General features: G+C 72.2%; 22 protein-coding genes. 12 read left to right on the top strand and 10 right to left on the bottom strand.

The genetic code is table 11. The features are described from left to right. Positions 1–5: 5 nt before the first annotated feature. Positions 6–1385, bottom strand: coding sequence for a pyridoxal phosphate-dependent decarboxylase family protein (locus ACR9ZG_RS01705; RefSeq protein ID WP_481283090.1), 1380 nt, complete (start codon positions 1383–1385; stop codon positions 6–8). A 76-nt stretch (positions 1386–1461) separates the two neighbouring features. Next, positions 1462–2889, bottom strand: a complete 1428-nt coding sequence (locus tag ACR9ZG_RS01700) for an amidase (RefSeq protein WP_481283089.1) — start codon at positions 2887–2889, stop codon at positions 1462–1464. 92 nt (positions 2890–2981) lie between these two features. Between ACR9ZG_RS01700 and ACR9ZG_RS01695 the strand changes: the two genes are divergently transcribed. Genes ACR9ZG_RS01695 through ACR9ZG_RS01685 form a run of 3 tightly spaced genes read left to right on the top strand, consistent with a single transcriptional unit; the run spans position 2982 to position 5061 of the window. Then, entirely contained in the window at positions 2982–3344 is a 363-nt protein-coding gene (locus ACR9ZG_RS01695; protein ID WP_301210928.1) for a GntR family transcriptional regulator, read from the top strand. Next, complete coding sequence (locus ACR9ZG_RS01690; protein ID WP_481283088.1) at positions 3341–4282, top strand: ABC transporter ATP-binding protein; 942 nt, start codon at positions 3341–3343, stop codon at positions 4280–4282. The genes ACR9ZG_RS01695 and ACR9ZG_RS01690 overlap by 4 nt, the downstream gene beginning before the upstream one ends. After that, on the top strand, positions 4279–5061 hold the full coding sequence (locus tag ACR9ZG_RS01685; RefSeq protein WP_481283087.1) for a hypothetical protein: 783 nt from the start codon (positions 4279–4281) through the stop codon (positions 5059–5061). Before ACR9ZG_RS01690 ends, ACR9ZG_RS01685 begins: the two co-directional genes overlap by 4 nt. Before the next feature lie 21 nt (positions 5062–5082). On the opposite strand, the gene ACR9ZG_RS01680 is transcribed toward ACR9ZG_RS01685, so the two are convergent. Then, positions 5083–5499, bottom strand: coding sequence for a VOC family protein (locus tag ACR9ZG_RS01680; protein ID WP_481283086.1), 417 nt, complete (start codon positions 5497–5499; stop codon positions 5083–5085). Between the two features lie 26 nt (positions 5500–5525). Here ACR9ZG_RS01680 and ACR9ZG_RS01675 point away from each other — a divergent pair, with 26 nt between their 5' ends. After that, complete coding sequence (locus ACR9ZG_RS01675; RefSeq protein ID WP_481283085.1) at positions 5526–5873, top strand: DMT family transporter; 348 nt, start codon at positions 5526–5528, stop codon at positions 5871–5873. A 12-nt stretch (positions 5874–5885) separates the two neighbouring features. Here ACR9ZG_RS01675 and ACR9ZG_RS01670 read toward each other — a convergent pair whose 3' ends face one another. The 6 genes from ACR9ZG_RS01670 to ACR9ZG_RS01645 all read right to left on the bottom strand — a co-directional run bounded on the left by ACR9ZG_RS01670 (position 5886) and on the right by ACR9ZG_RS01645 (position 9254). Further along, complete coding sequence (locus ACR9ZG_RS01670; RefSeq protein WP_481283084.1) at positions 5886–6119, bottom strand: hypothetical protein; 234 nt, start codon at positions 6117–6119, stop codon at positions 5886–5888. Then, complete coding sequence (locus ACR9ZG_RS01665) at positions 6120–6668, bottom strand: EXPERA domain-containing protein (protein WP_481283083.1); 549 nt, start codon at positions 6666–6668, stop codon at positions 6120–6122. A gap of 10 nt (positions 6669–6678) precedes the next feature. Further along, positions 6679–7341 (bottom strand): class I SAM-dependent methyltransferase, encoded by a 663-nt coding sequence (locus ACR9ZG_RS01660; RefSeq protein ID WP_481283082.1) that lies wholly within the window; start codon positions 7339–7341, stop codon positions 6679–6681. Positions 7342–7366: 25 nt separating this feature from the next. Then, positions 7367–7945, bottom strand: coding sequence for an N-acetyltransferase family protein (locus ACR9ZG_RS01655; RefSeq protein ID WP_481283081.1), 579 nt, complete (start codon positions 7943–7945; stop codon positions 7367–7369). Between the two features lie 75 nt (positions 7946–8020). Continuing rightward, positions 8021–8713: a uracil-DNA glycosylase gene (locus ACR9ZG_RS01650; RefSeq protein WP_481283128.1), complete on the bottom strand. Its 693-nt coding sequence runs from the start codon at positions 8711–8713 to the stop codon at positions 8021–8023. Positions 8714–8732: 19 nt separating this feature from the next. After that, on the bottom strand, positions 8733–9254 hold the full coding sequence (locus tag ACR9ZG_RS01645; protein ID WP_481283080.1) for a phosphoribosyltransferase: 522 nt from the start codon (positions 9252–9254) through the stop codon (positions 8733–8735). Between the two features lie 41 nt (positions 9255–9295). Here ACR9ZG_RS01645 and ACR9ZG_RS01640 point away from each other — a divergent pair, with 41 nt between their 5' ends. Next, positions 9296–10756: an MFS transporter gene (locus ACR9ZG_RS01640; protein ID WP_481283079.1), complete on the top strand. Its 1461-nt coding sequence runs from the start codon at positions 9296–9298 to the stop codon at positions 10754–10756. 25 nt (positions 10757–10781) lie between these two features. Beyond that, entirely contained in the window at positions 10782–11591 is an 810-nt protein-coding gene (locus ACR9ZG_RS01635; protein ID WP_481283078.1) for an aminoglycoside adenylyltransferase domain-containing protein, read from the top strand. Between the two features lie 85 nt (positions 11592–11676). On the opposite strand, the gene ACR9ZG_RS01630 is transcribed toward ACR9ZG_RS01635, so the two are convergent. After that, positions 11677–12999 carry a bifunctional o-acetylhomoserine/o-acetylserine sulfhydrylase gene (locus ACR9ZG_RS01630; protein ID WP_481283077.1) on the bottom strand — a complete coding sequence of 441 codons (1323 nt, stop codon included), beginning with the start codon at positions 12997–12999 and terminating at the stop codon, positions 11677–11679. 137 nt (positions 13000–13136) lie between these two features. Here ACR9ZG_RS01630 and ACR9ZG_RS01625 point away from each other — a divergent pair, with 137 nt between their 5' ends. The 6 genes from ACR9ZG_RS01625 to ACR9ZG_RS01600 are packed head-to-tail and all read left to right on the top strand — an operon-like array spanning position 13137 to position 18982. Continuing rightward, the gene (locus ACR9ZG_RS01625) at positions 13137–13910 is read left to right on the top strand and encodes an SDR family oxidoreductase (RefSeq protein ID WP_481283076.1); all 774 of its coding nucleotides are present in this window, start codon (positions 13137–13139) and stop codon (positions 13908–13910) included. 38 nt (positions 13911–13948) lie between these two features. Further along, positions 13949–14656, top strand: a complete 708-nt coding sequence (locus tag ACR9ZG_RS01620) for a potassium channel family protein (RefSeq protein WP_481283075.1) — start codon at positions 13949–13951, stop codon at positions 14654–14656. Between the two features lie 41 nt (positions 14657–14697). Next, the gene (gene metX / locus ACR9ZG_RS01615; RefSeq protein ID WP_481283074.1) at positions 14698–15903 is read left to right on the top strand and encodes a homoserine O-acetyltransferase MetX; all 1206 of its coding nucleotides are present in this window, start codon (positions 14698–14700) and stop codon (positions 15901–15903) included. A 15-nt stretch (positions 15904–15918) separates the two neighbouring features. Then, on the top strand, positions 15919–17085 hold the full coding sequence (locus ACR9ZG_RS01610) for a sensor histidine kinase (RefSeq protein WP_481283073.1): 1167 nt from the start codon (positions 15919–15921) through the stop codon (positions 17083–17085). Continuing rightward, a complete protein-coding gene (locus ACR9ZG_RS01605; RefSeq protein WP_481283072.1) occupies positions 17082–18293 on the top strand; it encodes a hypothetical protein in 1212 nt (403 codons plus the stop codon). Before ACR9ZG_RS01610 ends, ACR9ZG_RS01605 begins: the two co-directional genes overlap by 4 nt. A 35-nt stretch (positions 18294–18328) precedes the next feature. Further along, a complete protein-coding gene (locus ACR9ZG_RS01600; protein ID WP_481283071.1) occupies positions 18329–18982 on the top strand; it encodes a response regulator in 654 nt (217 codons plus the stop codon). Positions 18983–19058 lie beyond the last annotated feature (76 nt).

The following is a 19058-nucleotide window of genomic DNA, read 5'->3' as shown; positions in this document are numbered from 1 at the left end:
GCGGGTCAGCCGACCGCCGCGACCGCGGCCTTCACCGCCGCGACCGTCCTGGCCGCCTCGTGCGCGTCGGTCAGCCAGTTGCTGACCGAGAAGCGGAGGACGGCGCGGCCGTGCCAGGTGGACGGGGAGGCGAGCGCGCTGCCGGAGGCCCGCAGCGCCTCCCCGACCGCCCGCGTGCGGTCGTCGTCGCCGAACGTCGCGCAGACCTGGGTGTAGCCGACCTCGTTGAGGATCTCGGCGCCGGGCAGGGCGCCCACCCCGTCCGCGATGGCCCGTGCCGCGTCCGCGAGCTGCTCCACCAGCGCCGCGACCCCCGCGCGTCCCAGCTGGGCCAGCGTCGCGTACACCGGGACGCCGCGCGCCCGGCGCGAGAGCTCCGGCACGCGGTCGGCGGGGTCGGCGATGTCGATCGAGCCGGGGAGGTACGCCGCATGCTGCGCCAAGGAGGCGTGCAGCGCGTCCGGATGGGCGACGGCCGCGATGCCGCAGTCGTACGGGACGTTCAGCGTCTTGTGCGCGTCGGTCGCCCACGAGTCGGCCGTCTCGACGCCCTCGACCAGGTGCCGCAGCCGCGGGGAGGCCGCCGCCCACAGCCCGAACGCGCCGTCCACGTGCACCCACGCGCCGGCCTCGTGCGCGACCGCGGTCGCCTCGGCGAGCGGGTCGAAGGCGCCCGAGTGGATGTTGCCCGCCTGCAGGCACACCAGCGCCGGTCCCTCCCCCTCGGCGAGCGCCTCCCGCAGCGCGTCGACCCGCATCCGCCCCTGGTCGTCGACCTCCACCACCCGGCCGGCGCCGAGCCCGGCGAGGATGGCGGCGCTGTCCACCGAGCCGTGCCGCTCCCGGCCGACGAGGAGGCGGACGGCGGGGCCGCCGGCGAGGCCGTCGGTGCGCGCGTCCCAGTCGGCCCGCCGCAGCACCTCGTCGCGGCCGCAGACCAGGCCCACGAGGTTGGCGACGGTGGCGCCCGTGACGAAGCCGACCTCCGCACCGGCGGGGAGCCCGAGCAGGTCGATGAGCCACTCGCCCGCGAGCTCCTCCGCGGCGACGACGCCGGGGGTGACCGTGCGCAGGGCGGTGTTCTGGTCCCACGCCGAGACGAGCCAGTCGGCGCCCAGCGAGACCGGCTCCGCGCCGCCGATGACCCAGCCGTGGAAGCGCGGCGAGTGCATGCGGATCAGGCCGGGCTCGACAGCGTCGGCCATCCGCCGCAGGACCTCGACCGCATCGGGGCCGCGCTCGGGGAGCCGGCGGCCGAGGGCGTCCTTCACGGCCTCGACGTCGGTCCGCGGCGGGATGCGCCCCTCGCGCACCCCGTCGAGCCATCGCTCGGCGAGCACGAGCGCTTCGTCGAGCGCCGGACCGAAATCCTCCCGATCGCTCACACGCCGCATGCTAGCGGCGCGCCACCGCCTCGCACACCAGCCGAGTCGCCGCGCACACCATCCGAACCCGCGGCGCTCACCAGACCGGCGGCCGCCGCTGGGCCCACCGCACCCGCCGTTCCAGCTGCGCGCCGAGCGAGAGCAGCGTGCGCTCGCCCCCGGGCCGGCCGATCAGCTGCACGCCCATCGGGAGGCCGTCGTCGGTCTGCGCGATCGGCAGCACGATCGCGGGCAGCCCGGTCACGTTCACCATCGAGGTGAACGGCGTGTACTGCACCTGCTGCGCGAAGTTGCGCTCCCCGTCCTCCTGGTCGTACCAGCCGACCGGTCGCGGGGTCAGCGCGAGCGCCGGCGTGAGCACGGCGTCGTAGGCGGAGAGCTGGGCGATGAACGACCGCTCGTAGGCGGTCAGGGCGCGCAGCGCCTCCGCCAGCTCCCGGGCGCTCAGCTCGCGTCCGCGGCGGACCAGCCACGAGGTGAGGGGCTCCAGCAGGTCGAGCTGCTCCCCCTCGACCGGGATGGAGGCGGCGCCCGCCTGCCAGAGCGTGCGGAACGCGGGCGCGTAGGTCGGATCGGGCGCGAGCGCGGTCTCCTCCATCCCGTGCCCCATCGCGCTGAAGGCCTCGACCGCGGCGTCGAGCGCGGCGCGCGCCTCGGGCGAGACGGTGATGTCGTAGGCGTCGTCCCAGGCGGAGGTCGTCATCACGCCGAGCTGGAACCGCCCCTCCCCGCGCACGGCCGTGCCGAGGAAGGGGCCGTCGTCGTCGTAGGGCGCGCGCAGCGTGTAGTGGTGGTCGATCCTGCCGTTGCGCTGCGCGATGATGCCGTCGAGCAGGAGGGCCGCGTCGGCCGTGGTGCGCGCGAGCGGCCCGGCGACGACCAGCCCGCCGAGCGACTCCAGGCCGCTGCCCGCCGGCACGAGCCCGCGCGACGGCTTCAGCCCGACCAGCCCGCACGCGGCGGCGGGGATGCGGACGGAGCCGCCGCCGTCGGAGCCGGGCGCGAACGGCAGCAGGCCGCCTGCGACCGCCGCCGCCGCGCCTCCGCTGGACCCGCCGGCGCCGAGGCCGAGGTCCCACGGGTTGCGGGCGGGCGGGTTCGCGAGCGACTCCGTGTACGAGGGGAGGCCGAACTCCGGGGCGGCGGTCCGGCCCAGGCTCACGGTCCCCGCGGCGTCGAGCGTCCGCACGATCTCGTCGCTGGTGTCGGCGACGAACCCGGCGAGCGCCCGCGATCCGAATCCGGCAGGAGCGCCTGCGCGCTGCCAGAGGTCCTTGTCGCCGGAGGGCAGCCCCCACAGCGGCGCGGTGCGCGGAACCTGCTCGGCGACCTCGTCGGCGCGGGCGAGCGCGGCCTCGCGGTCGACGGTCACGAAGGCGCCGATCGACGGGTTGAGCCGCTCGATCCGGTCGAGGTAGTGCTCGGTCAGCTCGCGCGGCGAGACCCGGCCGCTCTGCAGCTCCTGCCAGAGGGCCAGCGCGGTCAGCTCGTGAAGGTCGGCCATGCGGCCAGGCTATCCCTCTTGACAGACACCCCGCCGACCTGGTTGGTTAGTTACATGAGTAATGAACCAGCGAGGCTGACGGCGAGGCTTCGGTGATCGACGAGGGCAAGCCGATCTTCGTCCAGATCGCCGAGCAGATCGAGGACGACATCATCGACGGGGTCTACCCCGCCGAGGGTCAGGTGCCGTCCACCAACGAGTTCGCGGCCTTCTACCGCATCAACCCGGCCACGGCCGGAAAAGGCGTCAACCTCCTCGTCGACGAGGGGATCCTGTACAAGAAGCGAGGAATCGGAATGTTCGTCTCCACCGGCGCTCGCGAGAAGCTCGTCGCCAAACGGCGAGAGGCCTTCCGCGACGAGTACCTCCGTCCCCTGCTCGCCGAGGCGGCGAAGCTCGGGATCGGCCCCGACCAGCTCACCAGCATGATCGAGAAGGAAGGCATCAGCGCATGAACGCGCCATCGACCTCCCCCGCCCACGGCCGCGTCGCTCCGGCCTCCATCGCCCCGGCGGTGCAGCTCACCGGGCTGACCAAGCGCTTCGGATCGTTCACCGCGATCGACGACGTGACCCTCACCCTGCGCCCCGGGCGCATCCACGGCCTGCTCGGGCGCAACGGCGCCGGCAAGACGACGCTGATGCACCTCATCACCGGGCAGGACTTCGCGACGCACGGCGAGGTCCGCGTGTTCGGCGAGAGGCCGACCGAGAACGCCCGCGTGCTGCAGAACATCTGCTTCATCAAGGAGAGCCAGCGCTATCCGGACGACTGGCAGCCCAAGCACGTCTTCCGCAGCGCGCCGTGGTTCTTCGAGCACTGGGACGCCGAGTTCGCCGAGCAGCTGATCGACGAGTTCCGCGTGCCGCTGAACCGCCGCATCAAGAAGCTCTCCCGCGGGCAGCTCTCGGCGGTCGGCGTCATCGTCGGGCTCGCCTCCCGCGCGCCGCTGACCTTCTTCGACGAGCCCTACCTCGGGCTGGATGCCGTGGCCAGGCAGCTCTTCTACGACCGGCTGCTCGAGGACTACGCCGAGTACCCCCGCACCGTCGTGCTCTCCACCCACCTGATCGACGAGGTCGCCAACCTCCTGGAGCACGTCGTCGTCATCGACCAGGGCCGCATCCTGATGGACGAGGACGCGGAGACGCTCCGCAGCTCGGCCACCACGGTGGTCGGCCCGCGCACCGCGGTCGAGTCGTTCGTGGCCGCACGCGAGGTGCTGCACCGCGACGGCATCGGCGGACTCGCCTCGGTGACCGTCTCGGGCCTCGGCCCGGCCGACCGGGCGGAGGCGGCGAGCGCCGGCCTCGAGCTCGCGCCGGTCTCCCTCCAGCAGCTCATCATCCGCAAGACCAACGTCCGTGAGACAGAATTCGAGCAGAGCGCATGACCGCGATCACCCCCGAATCGGCGGCGCCGACCCTGAGCGCCGCCCCCGCCTCCGCCCGCCGCATCTGGCGCGTGGTCCGGCTCATCGTCGTCAACAAGGCGACGGCGATCTGGCTGCCCGCGATGATCATGGGATTCATCTGGCTGGTGAACTGGCTGATCTGGTGGATCATCTGGGGTGCGACCGTGCCGGCCGACCGGGCGGACGCGATGGACGGCACGCAGTGGAGCGGCGCGTCGTTCTACGTCTTCGTCTACATGCTGGTCGTCGGCGTCCAGGTCGTCACCCTGACGTTCCCGTTCGCCCTCGGCTACAGCGTGACGCGTCGCGACTTCGCGCTCGGCGCCGGGCTCACCTTCGTGCTGCTGTCGGCCGGATGGGCGGTCGGGTTCACCCTGCTGTCGTACATCGAGGAGTGGACGAACGGCTGGGGTCTCGGCGGGCACATGTTCACGACCGTGTACGTCGCCGACGGCGGGCTGCTCTCCCGGCTCTTCATCGTGTTCGCCGGGATGCTGTTCTTCTTCGCGGTCGGCTCGGCCGCCGGGACGCTGTACATGCGGTGGCGGATGTACGGGGTGCTGTTCGCCGGCGCGCTCCTCACGCTGGCCATCGTCGGCGGGATCGCCCTGATCACGCTCACGCAGAGCTGGCCGGCGGTCGGCGACTGGTTCGTGCGGATGGGGCCGGTCGGCGTGGTCGCCTGGCTGCTCGTGCCGACCGCGGTGGCCGCGGTCGTCGGGTACGCCGCGCTCAGCCGGGCGACGCCCAAGAGCTGAGCGCCGCGCGTCGGCCCGCCATCAGTCGGCGGCGCCCCCGAGCTCCTGGAACACCGTGATCTGGAGCCCGGCGGGCGCCGCCAGCCGCGCGTTGAGCGAGTTCCACGGCGTGACCGTCGGCGGCGCGAGCTGCTCGGCGCCCGCCGCCACCAGCCGGGCGGTGACCTCGCGGCCGTCGCCGACCTCGAACGCCAGCCGGATGTGCGGGGCGACCGGGCGGCCGACCTCCACCTCGTCGATCATCGCCTTCTGCGCCGGGTTCGCGAGCTCGAGCGTGGCGCGGCCGGCGTCGAGGATCGTGACCCGCGCACCGCCCTGGCCCTGATACGCCTCCTGCTCGGCCAGGCCCAGCGCGTCGCGGAAGAAGGCGAGGGCCTCGTCGTAGTCCTCGGCCTCCACCACGATCCGCAGCTGCCGTACCGTGTCGCCGCTGTCCATCCGCGCGTCACCTCCACTCTGTAGCGTTGCGTCTCATGCTGGGCTATGTCTACCTCGCCGTCGCGATCGCCACGGAGGTCGTCGCCACGACCTTCCTGAAGTTCACGTCGGGCGAGGACCCGAAATGGTGGGCGTACGTCGTCGTGGTCGTCGGCTACGTCGCCTCGTTCTTCGCGCTCAGTCAGACGCTGGCCCGCGGCGTCCCGCTCGGGATCGCCTACGCGATCTGGTCGGCCGTCGGCGTCGCGGCGATCGCGCTGATCTCCTGGCTGTTCTTCAAAGAGCCGCTGACGTGGGTACAGATCGTCGGGCTGGTGCTCGTGGTCGGCGGCGTCGGCCTGCTGGAGCTGGGCGCGAAGCAGCCGGCCGCCTGAGCAGCGAGGGCGTCAGGCGGACCCGACGAACGCCTCCAGCGCCTCGTCCAGGGTGCGCGCCGGCGGCGTGTACGTGAAGACCGCGCCGACACCCTCCGGAACGTACGTGCCGTCGGCCTGCGCGCGGATGACGCCGAGCGGCCGCCCGCGGCCGAGCTCCGCGTCCTGCTCCAGGACCTCGGTGTGGTCGTAGACCGTGTAGTCGTCGCCGTCCTCGTAGACGGTCAGATCTTCGAGCAGCGGCATTCAGAACCTCCTGGTGAACGGGAGCGGCTTGCGCATCCGGATGAGCAGCAGCAGCGGGAACAGCACATACGGGCCGTTGTAGAGCAGGAACATCGCCGGGTTCGGCGTACGCTGCCCCACCGGGCCGAAGAACTCGACGCCGAAGATCGGGATCGCCGTCAGGCTGATGATCATGGTGGCGTAGATGACCGCGAACAGCTGGATGCCGTTGACGCCCTTCACCAGGCAGACCACGAGCACCACGTAGAACGGCAGGTAGATGAACGCGCTCGTGCCCGTGATGAAGCGCAGCCACAGCGGGGGGTCCTGGTAGAGCGGATCCCACTGGTGCGAGTACCACCAGTTCCACTGCGCGAGCAGGTTCGGCGAGTCCGCGGTCTGCGGGATGCCGAGCGTCGGGATCGCGTCGCTGATCACGCACGTGACGATGAACAGCGAGAACACGACGATGAACAGGATGTCGATCGGGCGCTGGCGCAGCGGCAGATTCGCGGGCGCCGCGGGGGCGGCGGAGGCGACCGGGCGGCTGTCGGGGCTGACGGTGGTCACGGGCGCGAGCCTAGCGCCCTCTCCTCGCGAGCACGAACCCCTGCGGCCGGCGCTCGAAGGGCCCGCGCGGCGCCCGGTCGATGGTCGTGTCGACGGTCAGGCCGGCCGCCTCCAGCGCTGCTCCCACGGACGCGGTGGTGTGCAGGAACGCGTGCAGCTCGACGTCGTGCCCGTACGCGCCGGTCGCAGTGCGCTCGCCGGTCCCCTCCTGGAATCCCAGCAGCAGCGCGCCGCCCGGCCGCAGCACCCGCCGCAGCTCGGCGAAGACCTCCGGCAGCGCGCCCGGAGCGGTGTGGATGATGGAGTACCACGCCAGCACGCCGTCGAACCGCTCGTCCGCGAAGGGCAGCGCGGCGAGCGGCGCCTCCACGAACTCGACGTCGGGGTGCGCGGCCCTCGCGTGCTCGAGCATGGCCGGCGACAGGTCGGCGCCCGTGATGCGCAGGCCGCCGTTGAGGCCGCGGAGATGCGCGACGAGTCGACCGGTGCCGCAGCCGGCGTCCAGCAGCTCGGAACCGTCGCCGCTGCCCCCGCCGCTCACCTGCTCCACGAAGTCCGCGATCAGCGCGAGCTCGATCGCCGACTCGAACCGCACATCGGGCAGCAGCTCGGCGTAGCTGCCGGCGACCTCCTGGTAGAACGACCGGGTGCGTGCGGTGAGCGACTCGTCCACGGCTCGACTGTAGCGGGCGCCGCCGTTACTTCAGGGACTTCTGCAGCAGCACCGTGCCGAGCCAGCGGTCGAACTTGTAGCCGACGCGGCCCATGCGACCGATCTCGGTGAAGCCGAAGTTCTCGTGCAGCCGGATCGACGCCTCCGCGCCCTTGTCGGCGATGACGGCGATCATCTCCTTGAGCCCCGCCGCCTTCGAGCGGTCGATGAGCTCCTGCAGCAGCACCCGGCCGAGGCCCTTGCCGGTGGAGGCGGCGCGCAGGTAGATCGAGTTCTCGACGGTGAACCGGTAGGCGCGCTTCTGCTTCCACGGCGTGACGAGCGCGTAGCCCAGGATCTGGCCGCTCGGCGACTCGGCGACGATGAACGGCATCCCGAGCTTCTTCAGGTACGCGTACTTGCTGCGCCACTCGCGCAGGGTCATCGCGTCCTCGTCGAAGGTCACGGTGCTGTTGGCGACGTAGTGGTTGTAGATCTCGCGCACGTCGGGGAGATCCTCCGGCCGCGCCTCCCGGATGGAGTACTCGAACGGCGCCTCCTGCGGCGCGGACTTGCGCAGATGGCGCGGCAGCACGCGGCGCTCCTGGTACTCCTCTTCCAGCACGGCACCAGCGTACGTCGCCGCCGTTGCGGGCGCGTTACGGGAGGCTGCGAAAGCGCGGCCGGTCCGCCCGCCGCGTCAGGGCTCCAGCGACCAGTCCACCGGGCGCTCCCCCGCCTTCTCGAGCAGCGCGTTGGCCCGTGAGAACGGGCGCGAGCCGAAGAAGCCGCGCGACGCCGACAGCGGGCTCGGGTGCGCCGACTCGATGACGGGGTTGCCGTCGAGCAGCGGCTTCAGCGTGGCGGCGTCGCGCCCCCACAGGATGGAGACGAAGGGCCGCCGCCGCGCCACCAGCGACCGGATCGCGTGCTCGGTCACCGCCTCCCAGCCCTTGCCGCGGTGCGAGGCGGGCTCGCCGGGTCGCACCGTCAGCACGCGGTTCAGCAGCATGACGCCGTTCGCCGACCATGCGCTGAGGTCGCCGTGCGGCGGAGGCACGATGCCGAGGTCGTCGCGCAGCTCGCGGTAGATGTTCTGGAGGCTGCGCGGCAGCGGCCGCACGTGCCGCTCCACCGCGAACGACAGCCCGATCGGATGTCCGGGCGTCGGGTACGGGTCCTGCCCGACGATGAGCACGCGCACGTCGGCGAGCGGCGTGCGAAAGGCGCGCAGCACGTTCTCGCCCGCCGGCAGGTAGTGCCGGCCCGCGGCGACCTCGGCCCGGAGGAAGTCGCCCAGGTCGCGGATGCGGTCGGCGACCGGTTGCAGGGCCTCGGCCCAGCCGGGGTCCATCGACCCGTCGGCGGCGAGCTCGTCCAGCGTCTTCGGCACGGCGCCCGTCACCGCAGGCTCAATGGGTGGCCGCGGTGACCGGCGGAAGCGCCGACCACGGGAAGGTGATCCAGCGGTCGGTGCGGCGCCAGACGAAGTCCGGCTCGAGCACGGTCCGCGGCTTCGAGTACAGGCACACCGTGCGCACGTCGGCGCCGGACGCGGCGATCAGGTCGACGACCATCGCGAGCGTGCGCCCCGAGTCGGACACGTCGTCGACCAGCAGCACGCGCTTCGCGTCGAGGGCGGCGGCGTCGAGCATCGGCGGCAGCACGACCGGCTCCGGGAGGCGCGAGTCGACGCCGGTGTAGAACTCCACGTTCAGCGCGCCGCACGCCTTGATGCCGAGCGCGTACGAGATCGCGCCGGCCAGCAGCAGGCCGCCGCGCGCGATCGCGACGACGAGGTCGGGCTCGAAGCCGCTCTCCATGACCTCGCCGGCCAGGTGGCGCGAGGCCTCGCCGAACTCCAACCAGCCCAGGACCTCCCGCTCCGATGTCGCGAGCACGTCTGTTCCTGAGTCGTCGAGAGGGCCGGCCATCCCTCTACCGTAGCGGGGCGCGGCCGGTGTTAGCATCCAGCATGACCACGCAGAAGACGGGCGTCCAGAGCAGGGCGTCCGCCGCGATCGGCGTCACCGCCGGTCTCATCGGCTGGCTCGCGCTCGTCGAGCTGACCAGCGGCGTCCTCCAGGGCTACTACGTGCCGCTGATCTCCGACATCGTGCGTCATCTGGGCATCCACGACGCGGACTACAACTGGTTCGAGGCGGCGCAGCTGCTGCTCTCGGCCCTCGTCGTCCCGGTGCTCGCGAAGCTCGGCGACATGTTCGGCCACAAGCGCATCCTGCTGGCCGCGACGCTGCTGACGGCGCTCGCCACCTGGGCGGTGGCGTTCTCCGGCGACTTCACGACGTACCTGATCGCCTTCGCTCTGCAGGGCTTCTACGTGGTCTGGCTGCCGCTGGAGGTGGCGCTGATCTTCGACCGCGGCCGCCGCACCGGCACGGCGGCGTCGCAGACCCGCCGCGCGGCGGGCCTGCTGGTGGTGGCGCTGGAGGCGGGGGCGATCCTCGGCGCGGTCGGCGCCGGGCTCCTGTTCGAGGCCCTCGGGCAGAACGTGACGCTGACGCTCGTCGTGCCGGCGGTGGCGGTGACGCTCGTGTTCTTCGCCATCCTGTTCGGCGTTCCCGAGTCGGAGCCGGTGGCGGGCCGGAGGCTCGACGGCGTCGGTTTCAGCCTGCTGGCCCTCGCGCTGCTGCTCATCACCTCCGGGCTGACCTTCCTGCGCCTCAACGGCGTCGGCACCTGGTGGGTGTGGGCGCTCATCCTGCTCGGGGTGCTGGCCTTCGTGCCGTTCGCCCGCTGGGAGCTGCGCCAGGACGACCCCGCCATCGACCTCCGCGTGCTGCGGCGGCCGGCGATGTGGCCGGTGCAGCTCACGGCCGGCCTCATCGGCATCAGCCTGCTCGGGGCGCAGGCGCCGCTCAGCACCTACGCGGGGACGGATCCGGTCAACGGCTACGGGCTGGGACTCTCGGCCGGTCAGCGCAGCATCCTCATCGGGGCGTACCTCATCTCGATGATCGTCGGCGCGCTGCTGTTCCCGGTCGTCTCGTCGCGGCTGACGCCGCGGGTCACGCTGATCGGCGCGTCGTTCCTCGTCGCCGCGGGGTACCTCCTCTTCCTGCCCTTCCATCTGCAGACGTGGGAGGTCTTCGTCAACATGGCGATCGCCGGCGTCGGCTCCGGCGCCCTTGTCGGGGCGCTGCCCGCCGCGGCCGCCGCTGCTGCGCCCCGCGGGCAGACGGGCGTCGCGACCGCCATGACGAACACGACGAAGACGATCGGCGGCTCGTTCGCCTCCGCGGTCTTCGGGGTGGTGCTGCTCAGCGGGGCCGCGGCCGTCACGGCGACGGCGGCCAGCCTCCTCGGCTACATGGTCGTGTGGACCATCTGCGGACTCGGCGCGCTGACCGCGGCCGTGCTGCTGTTCTTCGTGCCCAAGCTCGCCTTCGGGGACGCGGAGGTCCCCACCGCCTGATCCGCAGCCAGAGAGGACGACGACCATGGATCGCGAACCGCCCATGCCCGAGCTCCCGCCCGCCGTCGCGCAGGCGCTCACCCGCTTCCTCCTCGAACAGCGCCGCATCGCGCCCGGACTCGTCAGCCGCGCGATCGTCACCGGCTCCGCCCCGGCGGGCGACTGGCACGACGGCGCGAGCGACATCGACGTCGTGTTCGTCGTGAACCGCGACCCCGCCCCCGATCTGGAGGCGCTGGCCCGGCTGCACGCCGACTCCCAGCCCCACATCGACGGCGTCTACCTCACCGAGTCGGAGCTCGCCCGCGGGCCAGAGGCCGTGCTCACCGCGCCGCAGGTGGTGGACGGCGTGCTCGTCTCGGCCATGCCGGGCGGCCAGCTGAGCTGGGCGACCTGGCGGGAGCTCGAGAGCGGGGTGCAGGGCATCGTCGACGGCGGGGACGTCATCTGGTCGCCGACCTCCGACCGGCATCCCGACTCGGAGAGCGGGGTGCGGCAGTACTCGCGCAGCAACCTCCTGGACTACTGGCGCCAGGTGGGCGACGGCGCGGAGGCCGAGCTCGCGAGCCGCTCCGACGACGACCCCGTGCGCAACGAGACGGTGCGCTGGATCGCGCTCGGCCCCATCCGCCTGGTGGCGTCGATGGAGACCGGGGAGGTCGTCTCCAAGAGCGAGGCTGCCGCGGTCGCCGCGGCCCGCTGGCCGGAGTACGCCGAACTGCTCGACCGCGCCGTGCGCGACCGCGCAGGCGACCGCCAGACGTTCACCACGGGGGATGCGCGCCGCGCCATCCGCCTGCTGCGCCGGTGCGTGGCACTCGCGGAGGAGTCCTGACCGCGGCGCACGCGAAAGGGTCCCGGCTCACCGCACCGGCCGGAGCCGGGCGGCGGGTCGGGACCCTTCGCGTCCGGTGCGGAGACTAGGCGCGCGCCGCCTCGGCCACCGCGCGGGCCGCGGCGAGGCCGGTGGCGAGATCGGTCTTGAGGTCGTCGATGTTCTCGAGGCCGACCGACAGGCGCACCAGGCCCGGCGTGACGCCCGCGGTGAGCTGCTGCTCCGGGGTCAGCTGCGAGTGCGTGGTCGACGCCGGGTGGATGACCAGGCTGCGCACGTCGCCGATGTTGGCGAGGTGGCTGAACAGCGCGAGGTTGTCCACCAGCGCGCGGCCCGCGTCCACGCCGCCCTTGAGCTCGAAGGAGAGCACGGCGCCGACGCCCTTGGGCGCGTACCTGTTGGCCGCGGCGTACCAGGGGCTGGTCGGGAGGCCGGAGTAGTTCACCGACGCGACGTCGGGGTGCGCCTCCAGGAACTCCGCGATCTCCTGCGCGTTCTGGGTGTGACGCTCGACGCGGAGGGAGAGGGTCTCGATGCCCTGGATCAGCTGCCAGGCGCTCGCCGGCGCGATGGCCGCACCGAGGTCGCGCAGCAGCTGCACGCGCGCCTTGATGATGTAGGCGAGGGAGTCGCCGACCGCGGCCGTGTAGCTCGCGCCGTGGTACGACGGGTCGGGCTCGGTGAGGCCGGGGAACTTCTCGACGTTCTTCGACCACTCGAAGGTGCCGCCGTCGACGATGATGCCGCCGATGACCGTGCCGTGGCCGCCGAGGAACTTGGTGGCCGAGTGGACGACGATGTCGGCGCCGTGCTCGAACGGGCGGATGAGGTAGGGGGTCGCGATCGTGTTGTCGACGATCAGCGGCACGCCGGCCTCGTGCGCCACGTCGGCGACGGAGCGGATGTCGAGGATGTTGATCTTCGGGTTCCCGATGGTCTCGGCGAAGAACAGCTTGGTGTTCGGGCGGACGGCGCGGCGCCACTCCTCCACGTCGTCCTGGTTCTCGACGAAGGTGGTCTCGATGCCGAGCTTGGCCAGCGTGTACTTGAACAGGTTGTAGGTGCCGCCGTAGATCGAGCTCGACGAGACGATGTGGTCGCCGGCCTGCGCGATGTTGAGCACGGCGAAGGTCTCCGCGGCCTGGCCGGAGGCGACCAGCAGCGCGCCAGAGCCGCCCTCGAGGGCCGCGAGCCGCTCCTCCACGACCGCCTGGGTCGGGTTCTGGATGCGGGTGTAGATGTTGCCGAACTCGGCGAGCGCGAACAGGTTCTTGGCGTGCTCGGCGTTGTCGAAGACGTAGGAGGTCGTCTGGTAGATCGGCGTGGCGCGGGCCTTGGTCACCGGGTCCGGCGCGGCGCCGCTGTGGATCTGCTTGGTCTCGAACTGCCACTGGGCGGCGTCGGTCATGGCGTCTCTCCTTCGGGTGAAGCGTTGGGTGAGGGCTGTCGTGGCGGCAGTGCCACCGCCTCCAGATCGAGGCTAGGGCTGCACGCTTCGGCCGGCAACGCACCCGCAACACGCCGTAACCCGGAAGAATGGGGGCCATGAGCAGACGTGTGGTCGTGACGGGAGCGAGTTCGGGTATCGGTGCGGCGACGGTGCGCCTGTTCCGCGAGCGGGGGTGGGAGGTCGTCGGCGTCGCCCGCCGCGACGACCGCCTCCGCGAGCTGGCGCAGGAGACCGGCGCCGAGGTCTTCGTGGCCGACGTGACCCGCCAGGAGGACGTCGACGCCCTCCGCGACCACCTCGCCGCGACCGGCCCGGTGCACGCGCTGATCAACAACGCCGGCGGCGCGAAGGGCCTCGACTCGGTCGAGAAGTCCGCGATCGACGACTGGACCTGGATGTACGAGGTCAACGTCCTCGGCACCAAGCGCATGATCACCGCCCTGCTGCCGCTGCTGCGGTCGGCGGCGGCGGAGTCGGGGCACGCGGACATCCTGAACCTCACCTCCATCGCCGGGCACACCGCCTACGTCGGCGGGGGCGGCTACAACGCGGCGAAGTTCGCGCAGCACGCGCTCACCGAGGTGCTGCGGCTGGAGCTGAACGGCGAGCCGATCCGCGTCGTGGAGGTGGCGCCGGGGATGGTGGCGACCGAGGAGTTCTCGCTCGTGCGGTTCGGCGGCGACAAGGCCAGGCGCGACGCCGTGTACGAGGACGTGCCGGAGCCGCTCTCGGCGGAGGACGTCGCCGAGGCCATCGTGCACGCGCTCGGGCTGCCCGGACACGTCGACCTCGACCTGATCGTGGTGAAGCCGGTGGCGCAGGCCGCGCCGTACCGTCTGCACAAGGGGCCGCTGCAGGTCGCAGACTGAGGCAGGCGGACGGAGCGCAGGCGCGGAAGGGGGCGGGGATGGCGGACGACGCGAAACGGCAGCGCTGGGAGCGCGCCACCGCGTGGCCGGGCGTCGCGGCGAGCGCGCTCTTCCTCATCGCCTACTCCTGGAACATCCTGGAGGAGCACAAGCCGCCCGGCCACTCGGTCGTGCTGATCGCGGTCCTGATCGCGGTGTGGGCCTTCTTCGTGCTCGACTACGTCGTGCGGCTGAGCCTCGCGGAGCACAAGCTGCGGTTCGTCCAGCACAACCCGATCGACCTGCTGTCGGTGTTCCTGCCGGCCGCACGGCCGTTCCGGCTGCTGACCGGCCTGTTCCGCCTCCCCGGCCTGCGCGGCAACACCGCCTCGCACCTGCGGCGGCGCGTGATCATCATCGCGGCGAGCTTCGTCGTCATGTTCATCTACGTCATCTCGCTCGCGGAGTTCCAGGTCGAGCGGTACGCGCAGGGCTCGAACATCCGCAGCTTCGGCGACGCGGTGTGGTGGGCGTGCGTCACGATGGCGACCGTCGGCTACGGCGACTACTACCCGGTCACGATCCCCGGCCGCGTGCTCGCGGTCGTGCTGATGATGGGCGGCGTCGCGATCGTCGGCACCGCGAGCGCGACGATCGTGTCGTACCTCAACGAGCGGACAGGGCACCTGCGCGCGAAGGAGGCGAGCCATCCCGAGCTCCGCGGTCAGGAGGAGGCCGCAGAGGAGCGGGAGGGCGAGGCGCCGTAACACGGACCGCGGCCGCTCCCGGCTCCAGGACAATGGGTGTCATGGAGTGGCAGACTTCCGCCGACACGGCCCCGTCGAGTTTCATCACGGAGGCGCAGGCGCGCTCGCTGCTCGGGAAGCCGCCGGCGAGCGGCGCCTGGAAGGAGTCCGACCCTGCCGGCTCCCGCCGGTTCGCGGGGATCGGTGCCTTCTCGTTCGAGAGCGGGGAGAGCCTCCCCTTCGTGCGCGTCGCGTACGAGACCTGGGGCGAGCTGAGCCCCGAGCGGGACAACGCCGTGCTGGTGGCCCACGCGCTCACCGGCGACAGCCACGCGGTCGGCGCCTCCGGCCCCGGCCACCCGACGGCCGGCTGGTGGCAGGGCGTCATCGGCCCCGGCAAGGCGATCGACACCGACCGCTGGTTCGTGGTCGTGCCGAACATGCTCGGCGGGTGCCAGGGGACGACCGGTCCCGCCTCCATCGCCCCGGATGGCGCGGAGTGGGGGCCGCGGTTCCCGTTCACGACCATCCGCGACCAGGTGAACGCCCAGGCGGCGCTGGCCGACGCGCTCGGCATCGACCGCTGGGCCGCGGTGGTCGGCGGCTCGATGGGCGGCATGCAGGCCCTGGAGTGGGCGGTCATGTTCCCGGAGCGGGTCGAGCGGCTCGCGATCCTCGCCGCTCCCCCGTTCTCGACCGCCGACCAGGTCGCGCTCAACTCGGTGCAGATCGAGGCCGTCCGCACCGACCCGCTGTTCCGCGGCGGGCTCTACTACGACGCGGGCGACGGCGACGGCCCGCACCGCGGGCTGGCGCTCGCCCGGCGGATGGCGCTGCTCAATTACCGCAGCCCGGACGAGCTCAACGAGCGCTTCGAGCGGACCTGGCAGAGCGGCATCAGCCCGCTCGGCGGCGGCGGCCGGTTCGCGGTCGAGTCGTACCTCGACTTCCACGGCAACAAATTCACCCGGCGCTTCGACGCCAACAGCTACATCACGCTCGTGCAGGCGATGAACTCGCACGACGTCGGCCGCGGTCGCGGCGGGCTGGCAGCGGCGCTGTCGCGCGTCACGGCGCGCACCCTGGTGCTCGGCATCGACTCCGACCGGCTGTTCCCCGTCGAGGGCCAGGAGCTGATCGCGGCGCACCTGCCCGACACGATCGACGGTAGAGTTCCAGTGGTGATCAGGTCCGACTTCGGTCACGACGCGTTCCTGATCGAAGACGACGCCGTCGGCGAGCACCTGCGGAGGCTGCTCGCAGCGTGAGGGGAACGGAGGGGCATGTCGCGCATCCAGAAGGAGCGTGATCGACTCCTCGCCTCCACGGCACGGACGGTCGGCCTGACGGCGACCGCCACCGCCTTCCTCTGCCTGAGCATCCCTGACACGCTTCCGCTGCCGCTGTATCTGGCCTCTCTGGTGCTGCTCGCCTGCATGGGCGTGGCGCAGTACGAGCTGGCCGGCCTGCAGCGCCCGGTGGTGTGGATGACGGTGATCGCCGTCGCCGGGATCTCGCTCGTCCTCATCCACCTGCTCCCCGCCGCTCCCCTGGGCGCGTCGGCGGTGAGCGCGGTCGCGGTGATCGCCGCGGCGGGCGTCGCGTGCCTCGCCATCCCGGCCGTGACCTCCCGCGCCCGCATCCTGCTGCTCGGCGGCGCCGGCCTCGCGACGCTCGCCGCCTCCACCGCGACCCTCCTGGCTACCGGCTCGCGGATGATCGAGCCGCTGCTGCTGATCGTCGCCGGCTGGGTGACGCTCACCGCGACGGGCATCTGGCTCGCCCGCACGGTCCCGCGCACGCTCAAGCGCATCTCGACCATGAGCCGCGCCTACCGCGTCGAGCGGCAGGCCAGCGAGACGGAGGCGCGGCGCCGGCAGGGCGCGCGCCTCCTCCACGACACGGTGCTGGCGACGCTGACCCTGCTCGCACACTCCGGCGTCGGCGTCGGCGTCGGCGCGCTGCGGGAGCAGGCCGCCGAGGACGCGGCCCTGCTGCGGCAGCTGCGCCTCGGCTTCACGCCGGACCCCTCCCGCTCAGGCGACTACCGGCTGAAGCCGGTCGAGGAGTCGACCCTCGGCAACACGCTCGAGTCGGTCAAGCAGCGCTTCCGGCGCATGGGCCTGGAGGTCAACTGGCATGGTGCCGGGCAGGTGTTCCTGCCGAGCGACGTGCTCGACTCCTTCCTGCTGGCGCTCGGCGAATGCCTGGAGAACGTGCGCAGGCACTCGGGCGTCAACGAGGCGCACGTGACGATCACCGACGACGAGACCACGGTCCGCGCGATGGTGACCGACGCGGGCAAGGGCTTCGACGTCGCCACCATCGGGGAGGGCCGGCTCGGCTACACGGAGTCGATCGTCGCCCGGCTGCGCGACGTCGGCGGCAACGCCCGCCTGTTCTCGTCCCCCGGCAGCGGGACGACCGTGGTGCTGGAGGTGCCGAAGTGACCCGCGCTGACGAGCGCACCATCCCGCGCGGGCCGCTCGGGCACCCCGCGGAGGGCGACGAGCGCGACGCGCTCGGCCGCGCCCGGCTCGACCTGGGCTTCAACGTGGCCGCGCTGACGCTCATCCTGTTCCTGTTCTTGATGTTCCTGCTCACCGCTGCGGCGCTGCCCGCGCCGCCGCTGAGCATCGGCGCATGGGCGCTCGTCGCCGGGACGCTCGTCGCCGCGCTGGTGCTGCGCTTCCGGCTGCCCGACGAGCTGCCGCTCTGGCTGTTCGTTGTCGCCCTCGTGGCGTGGGGCGCCGCCGTGGTGCTGGATGTCGCGGGCACCGCGAGCAGCACCGACTGGTATCCGCTCACCGCCGCAGCGGCCGTCGGTCCGGCGCTGCTGCTCTGCGCGCCCGTCCGCCCGGCGCGCGAGATCGTCGCCGCCTCCGGCGTGCTCGGCGTCGTCCTCGCCGCGGTGTTCGGCCTGCGGGCGGGCATCGACCCGCAGCTGCTCGGGCCGTCGTTCGCCACCATCGCGATCGCGGTCGCCCCACCCCTGATCGGCGTGCAGATCGTGCGCGCCCTGCGGCGGCTGGTCCAGCTGGAGCTCGACCTCGTGCAGGTGCAGAGCACGGTCTCCTCTCCCGGCTACGCGGTGGGGATGATGGCGTCGGAGGAGCTCGCCCGGCTTGACCTCGCCGCCGAGCGCCTGCTCGACGGCGTCGCGACCGGCCGCACCCCGCTGCCCCTCGACGAGACCACGGCCGAGACGGCGGCGACGATCGCGACGGACCTGCGCCTCCACCTCATCCAGGGCCGCAAGGAGACCTGGCTGTACCACGCGGTGACCGAGTCGGCACTGCTCGGCCCGGCCGTGACACTCACCGACGCCGACGGTCTCGCCGCCGGGCTCGCGCGGGATCAGCGCGACGGCCTCCTCACGGCGGTGTGGCTGCTCATCAGCGACCCGGTGCGCGCGGGCACCGGCCAGCCGCGGTCGCTGTCGCTCGACATCACCCGGCCGGAGCAGCAGCCCGCCAGCCCCGGCACCGGTGCGACAATGTCCATCGTGATCAGAACGACCGGTGTGCCGCGAAACGGGGTAGACCCTGCGGCGTGGCAAGCTATCCGTAAGGTGGGCCGCTACGTCGAGTCGTTCTCGCGCTCGACGCTCCGGATCGAGATCACCACCGTGAGCGATGTCGCGGCCGCGCTGGGCTGACCCAGCCGGCCGCTGGAACCTGAAGAGAGGCAGCCGTGAGCGAGGCACCCCCCATCCGAATCGCGATCGTCGACGACCACAAGATGCTGCTCGGCGCCCTCACCGAATGGATCCGCAGTGCTGCGGACGACATCCGGATGGTCGCCGCCGTCGCCAGCTGGCCCGAGCTGCTGACGCACCCGGAGTTCCCCGTCGACGTCGTGCTGCTCGACCTCGACCTCAAGGACAACATCCCGGTCTCGCTGAAGCTGTCGACGCTGAAGACCACCGGCGTGCGGACCGTGCTCATGAGCACGTACTCCGAGCCCGCGGTGGTGCGCGAGGCGCTGGCCGCCGGCGCCCTCGGCTACCTCGTCAAGAGCGAGGACGCCGAGATGATCGTGGAGGCCATCCGCGCCGCCAGCAAGGGCGAGTCGTTCATCTCGGCCGAGCTCGACCTCGCGCTGAACGCGGGCGAGGCCGGTGCGGCGCCGAAGCTCAGCGCGCAGGAGCGCCGCGTGATGGCGCTGTACGGCGCGGGCGAGCCGGTCAAGGCCGTCGCCTTCCAGCTCGGCATCTCGGACGAGACCGCCAAGAGCTACCTGAAGCGCATCCGCGAGAAGTACCGCGTGGCCGGCTACGACGTCGGCACGAAGGTGGCGCTGCGCAAGCGCGCCATCCAGGACGGCATCCTCCTCCAGAACGACTGACCCCGCCGCTGCCCGGCCACCAGCCGCCGAGCACAGGAAAAACGCCCCGACACGCCGAGTGCGCGGGGCGTTTTCC

The organism is Leifsonia sp. KNZ12-8B (assembly GCF_056755495.1).
Note: the sequence above shows the minus strand (reverse complement) of the source record. Positions and strands in the feature narration are given on the sequence as shown.

Coding starts and splice junctions, on each gene's coding strand:
- ACR9ZG_RS01700 (WP_481283089.1), bottom strand. CDS start 2,889: ATGGCCGACCTTCACGAGCTGACCGCGCTGGCCCTCTGGCAGGAGCTG.
- ACR9ZG_RS01690 (WP_481283088.1), top strand. CDS start 3,341: ATGAACGCGCCATCGACCTCCCCCGCCCACGGCCGCGTCGCTCCGGCC.
- ACR9ZG_RS01685 (WP_481283087.1), top strand. CDS start 4,279: ATGACCGCGATCACCCCCGAATCGGCGGCGCCGACCCTGAGCGCCGCC.
- ACR9ZG_RS01680 (WP_481283086.1), bottom strand. CDS start 5,499: ATGGACAGCGGCGACACGGTACGGCAGCTGCGGATCGTGGTGGAGGCC.
- ACR9ZG_RS01670 (WP_481283084.1), bottom strand. CDS start 6,119: ATGCCGCTGCTCGAAGATCTGACCGTCTACGAGGACGGCGACGACTAC.
- ACR9ZG_RS01645 (WP_481283080.1), bottom strand. CDS start 9,254: ATGGCCGGCCCTCTCGACGACTCAGGAACAGACGTGCTCGCGACATCG.
- ACR9ZG_RS01640 (WP_481283079.1), top strand. CDS start 9,296: ATGACCACGCAGAAGACGGGCGTCCAGAGCAGGGCGTCCGCCGCGATC.
- ACR9ZG_RS01635 (WP_481283078.1), top strand. CDS start 10,782: ATGGATCGCGAACCGCCCATGCCCGAGCTCCCGCCCGCCGTCGCGCAG.
- ACR9ZG_RS01630 (WP_481283077.1), bottom strand. CDS start 12,999: ATGACCGACGCCGCCCAGTGGCAGTTCGAGACCAAGCAGATCCACAGC.
- ACR9ZG_RS01625 (WP_481283076.1), top strand. CDS start 13,137: ATGAGCAGACGTGTGGTCGTGACGGGAGCGAGTTCGGGTATCGGTGCG.
- ACR9ZG_RS01620 (WP_481283075.1), top strand. CDS start 13,949: ATGGCGGACGACGCGAAACGGCAGCGCTGGGAGCGCGCCACCGCGTGG.
- metX (WP_481283074.1), top strand. CDS start 14,698: ATGGAGTGGCAGACTTCCGCCGACACGGCCCCGTCGAGTTTCATCACG.
- ACR9ZG_RS01610 (WP_481283073.1), top strand. CDS start 15,919: ATGTCGCGCATCCAGAAGGAGCGTGATCGACTCCTCGCCTCCACGGCA.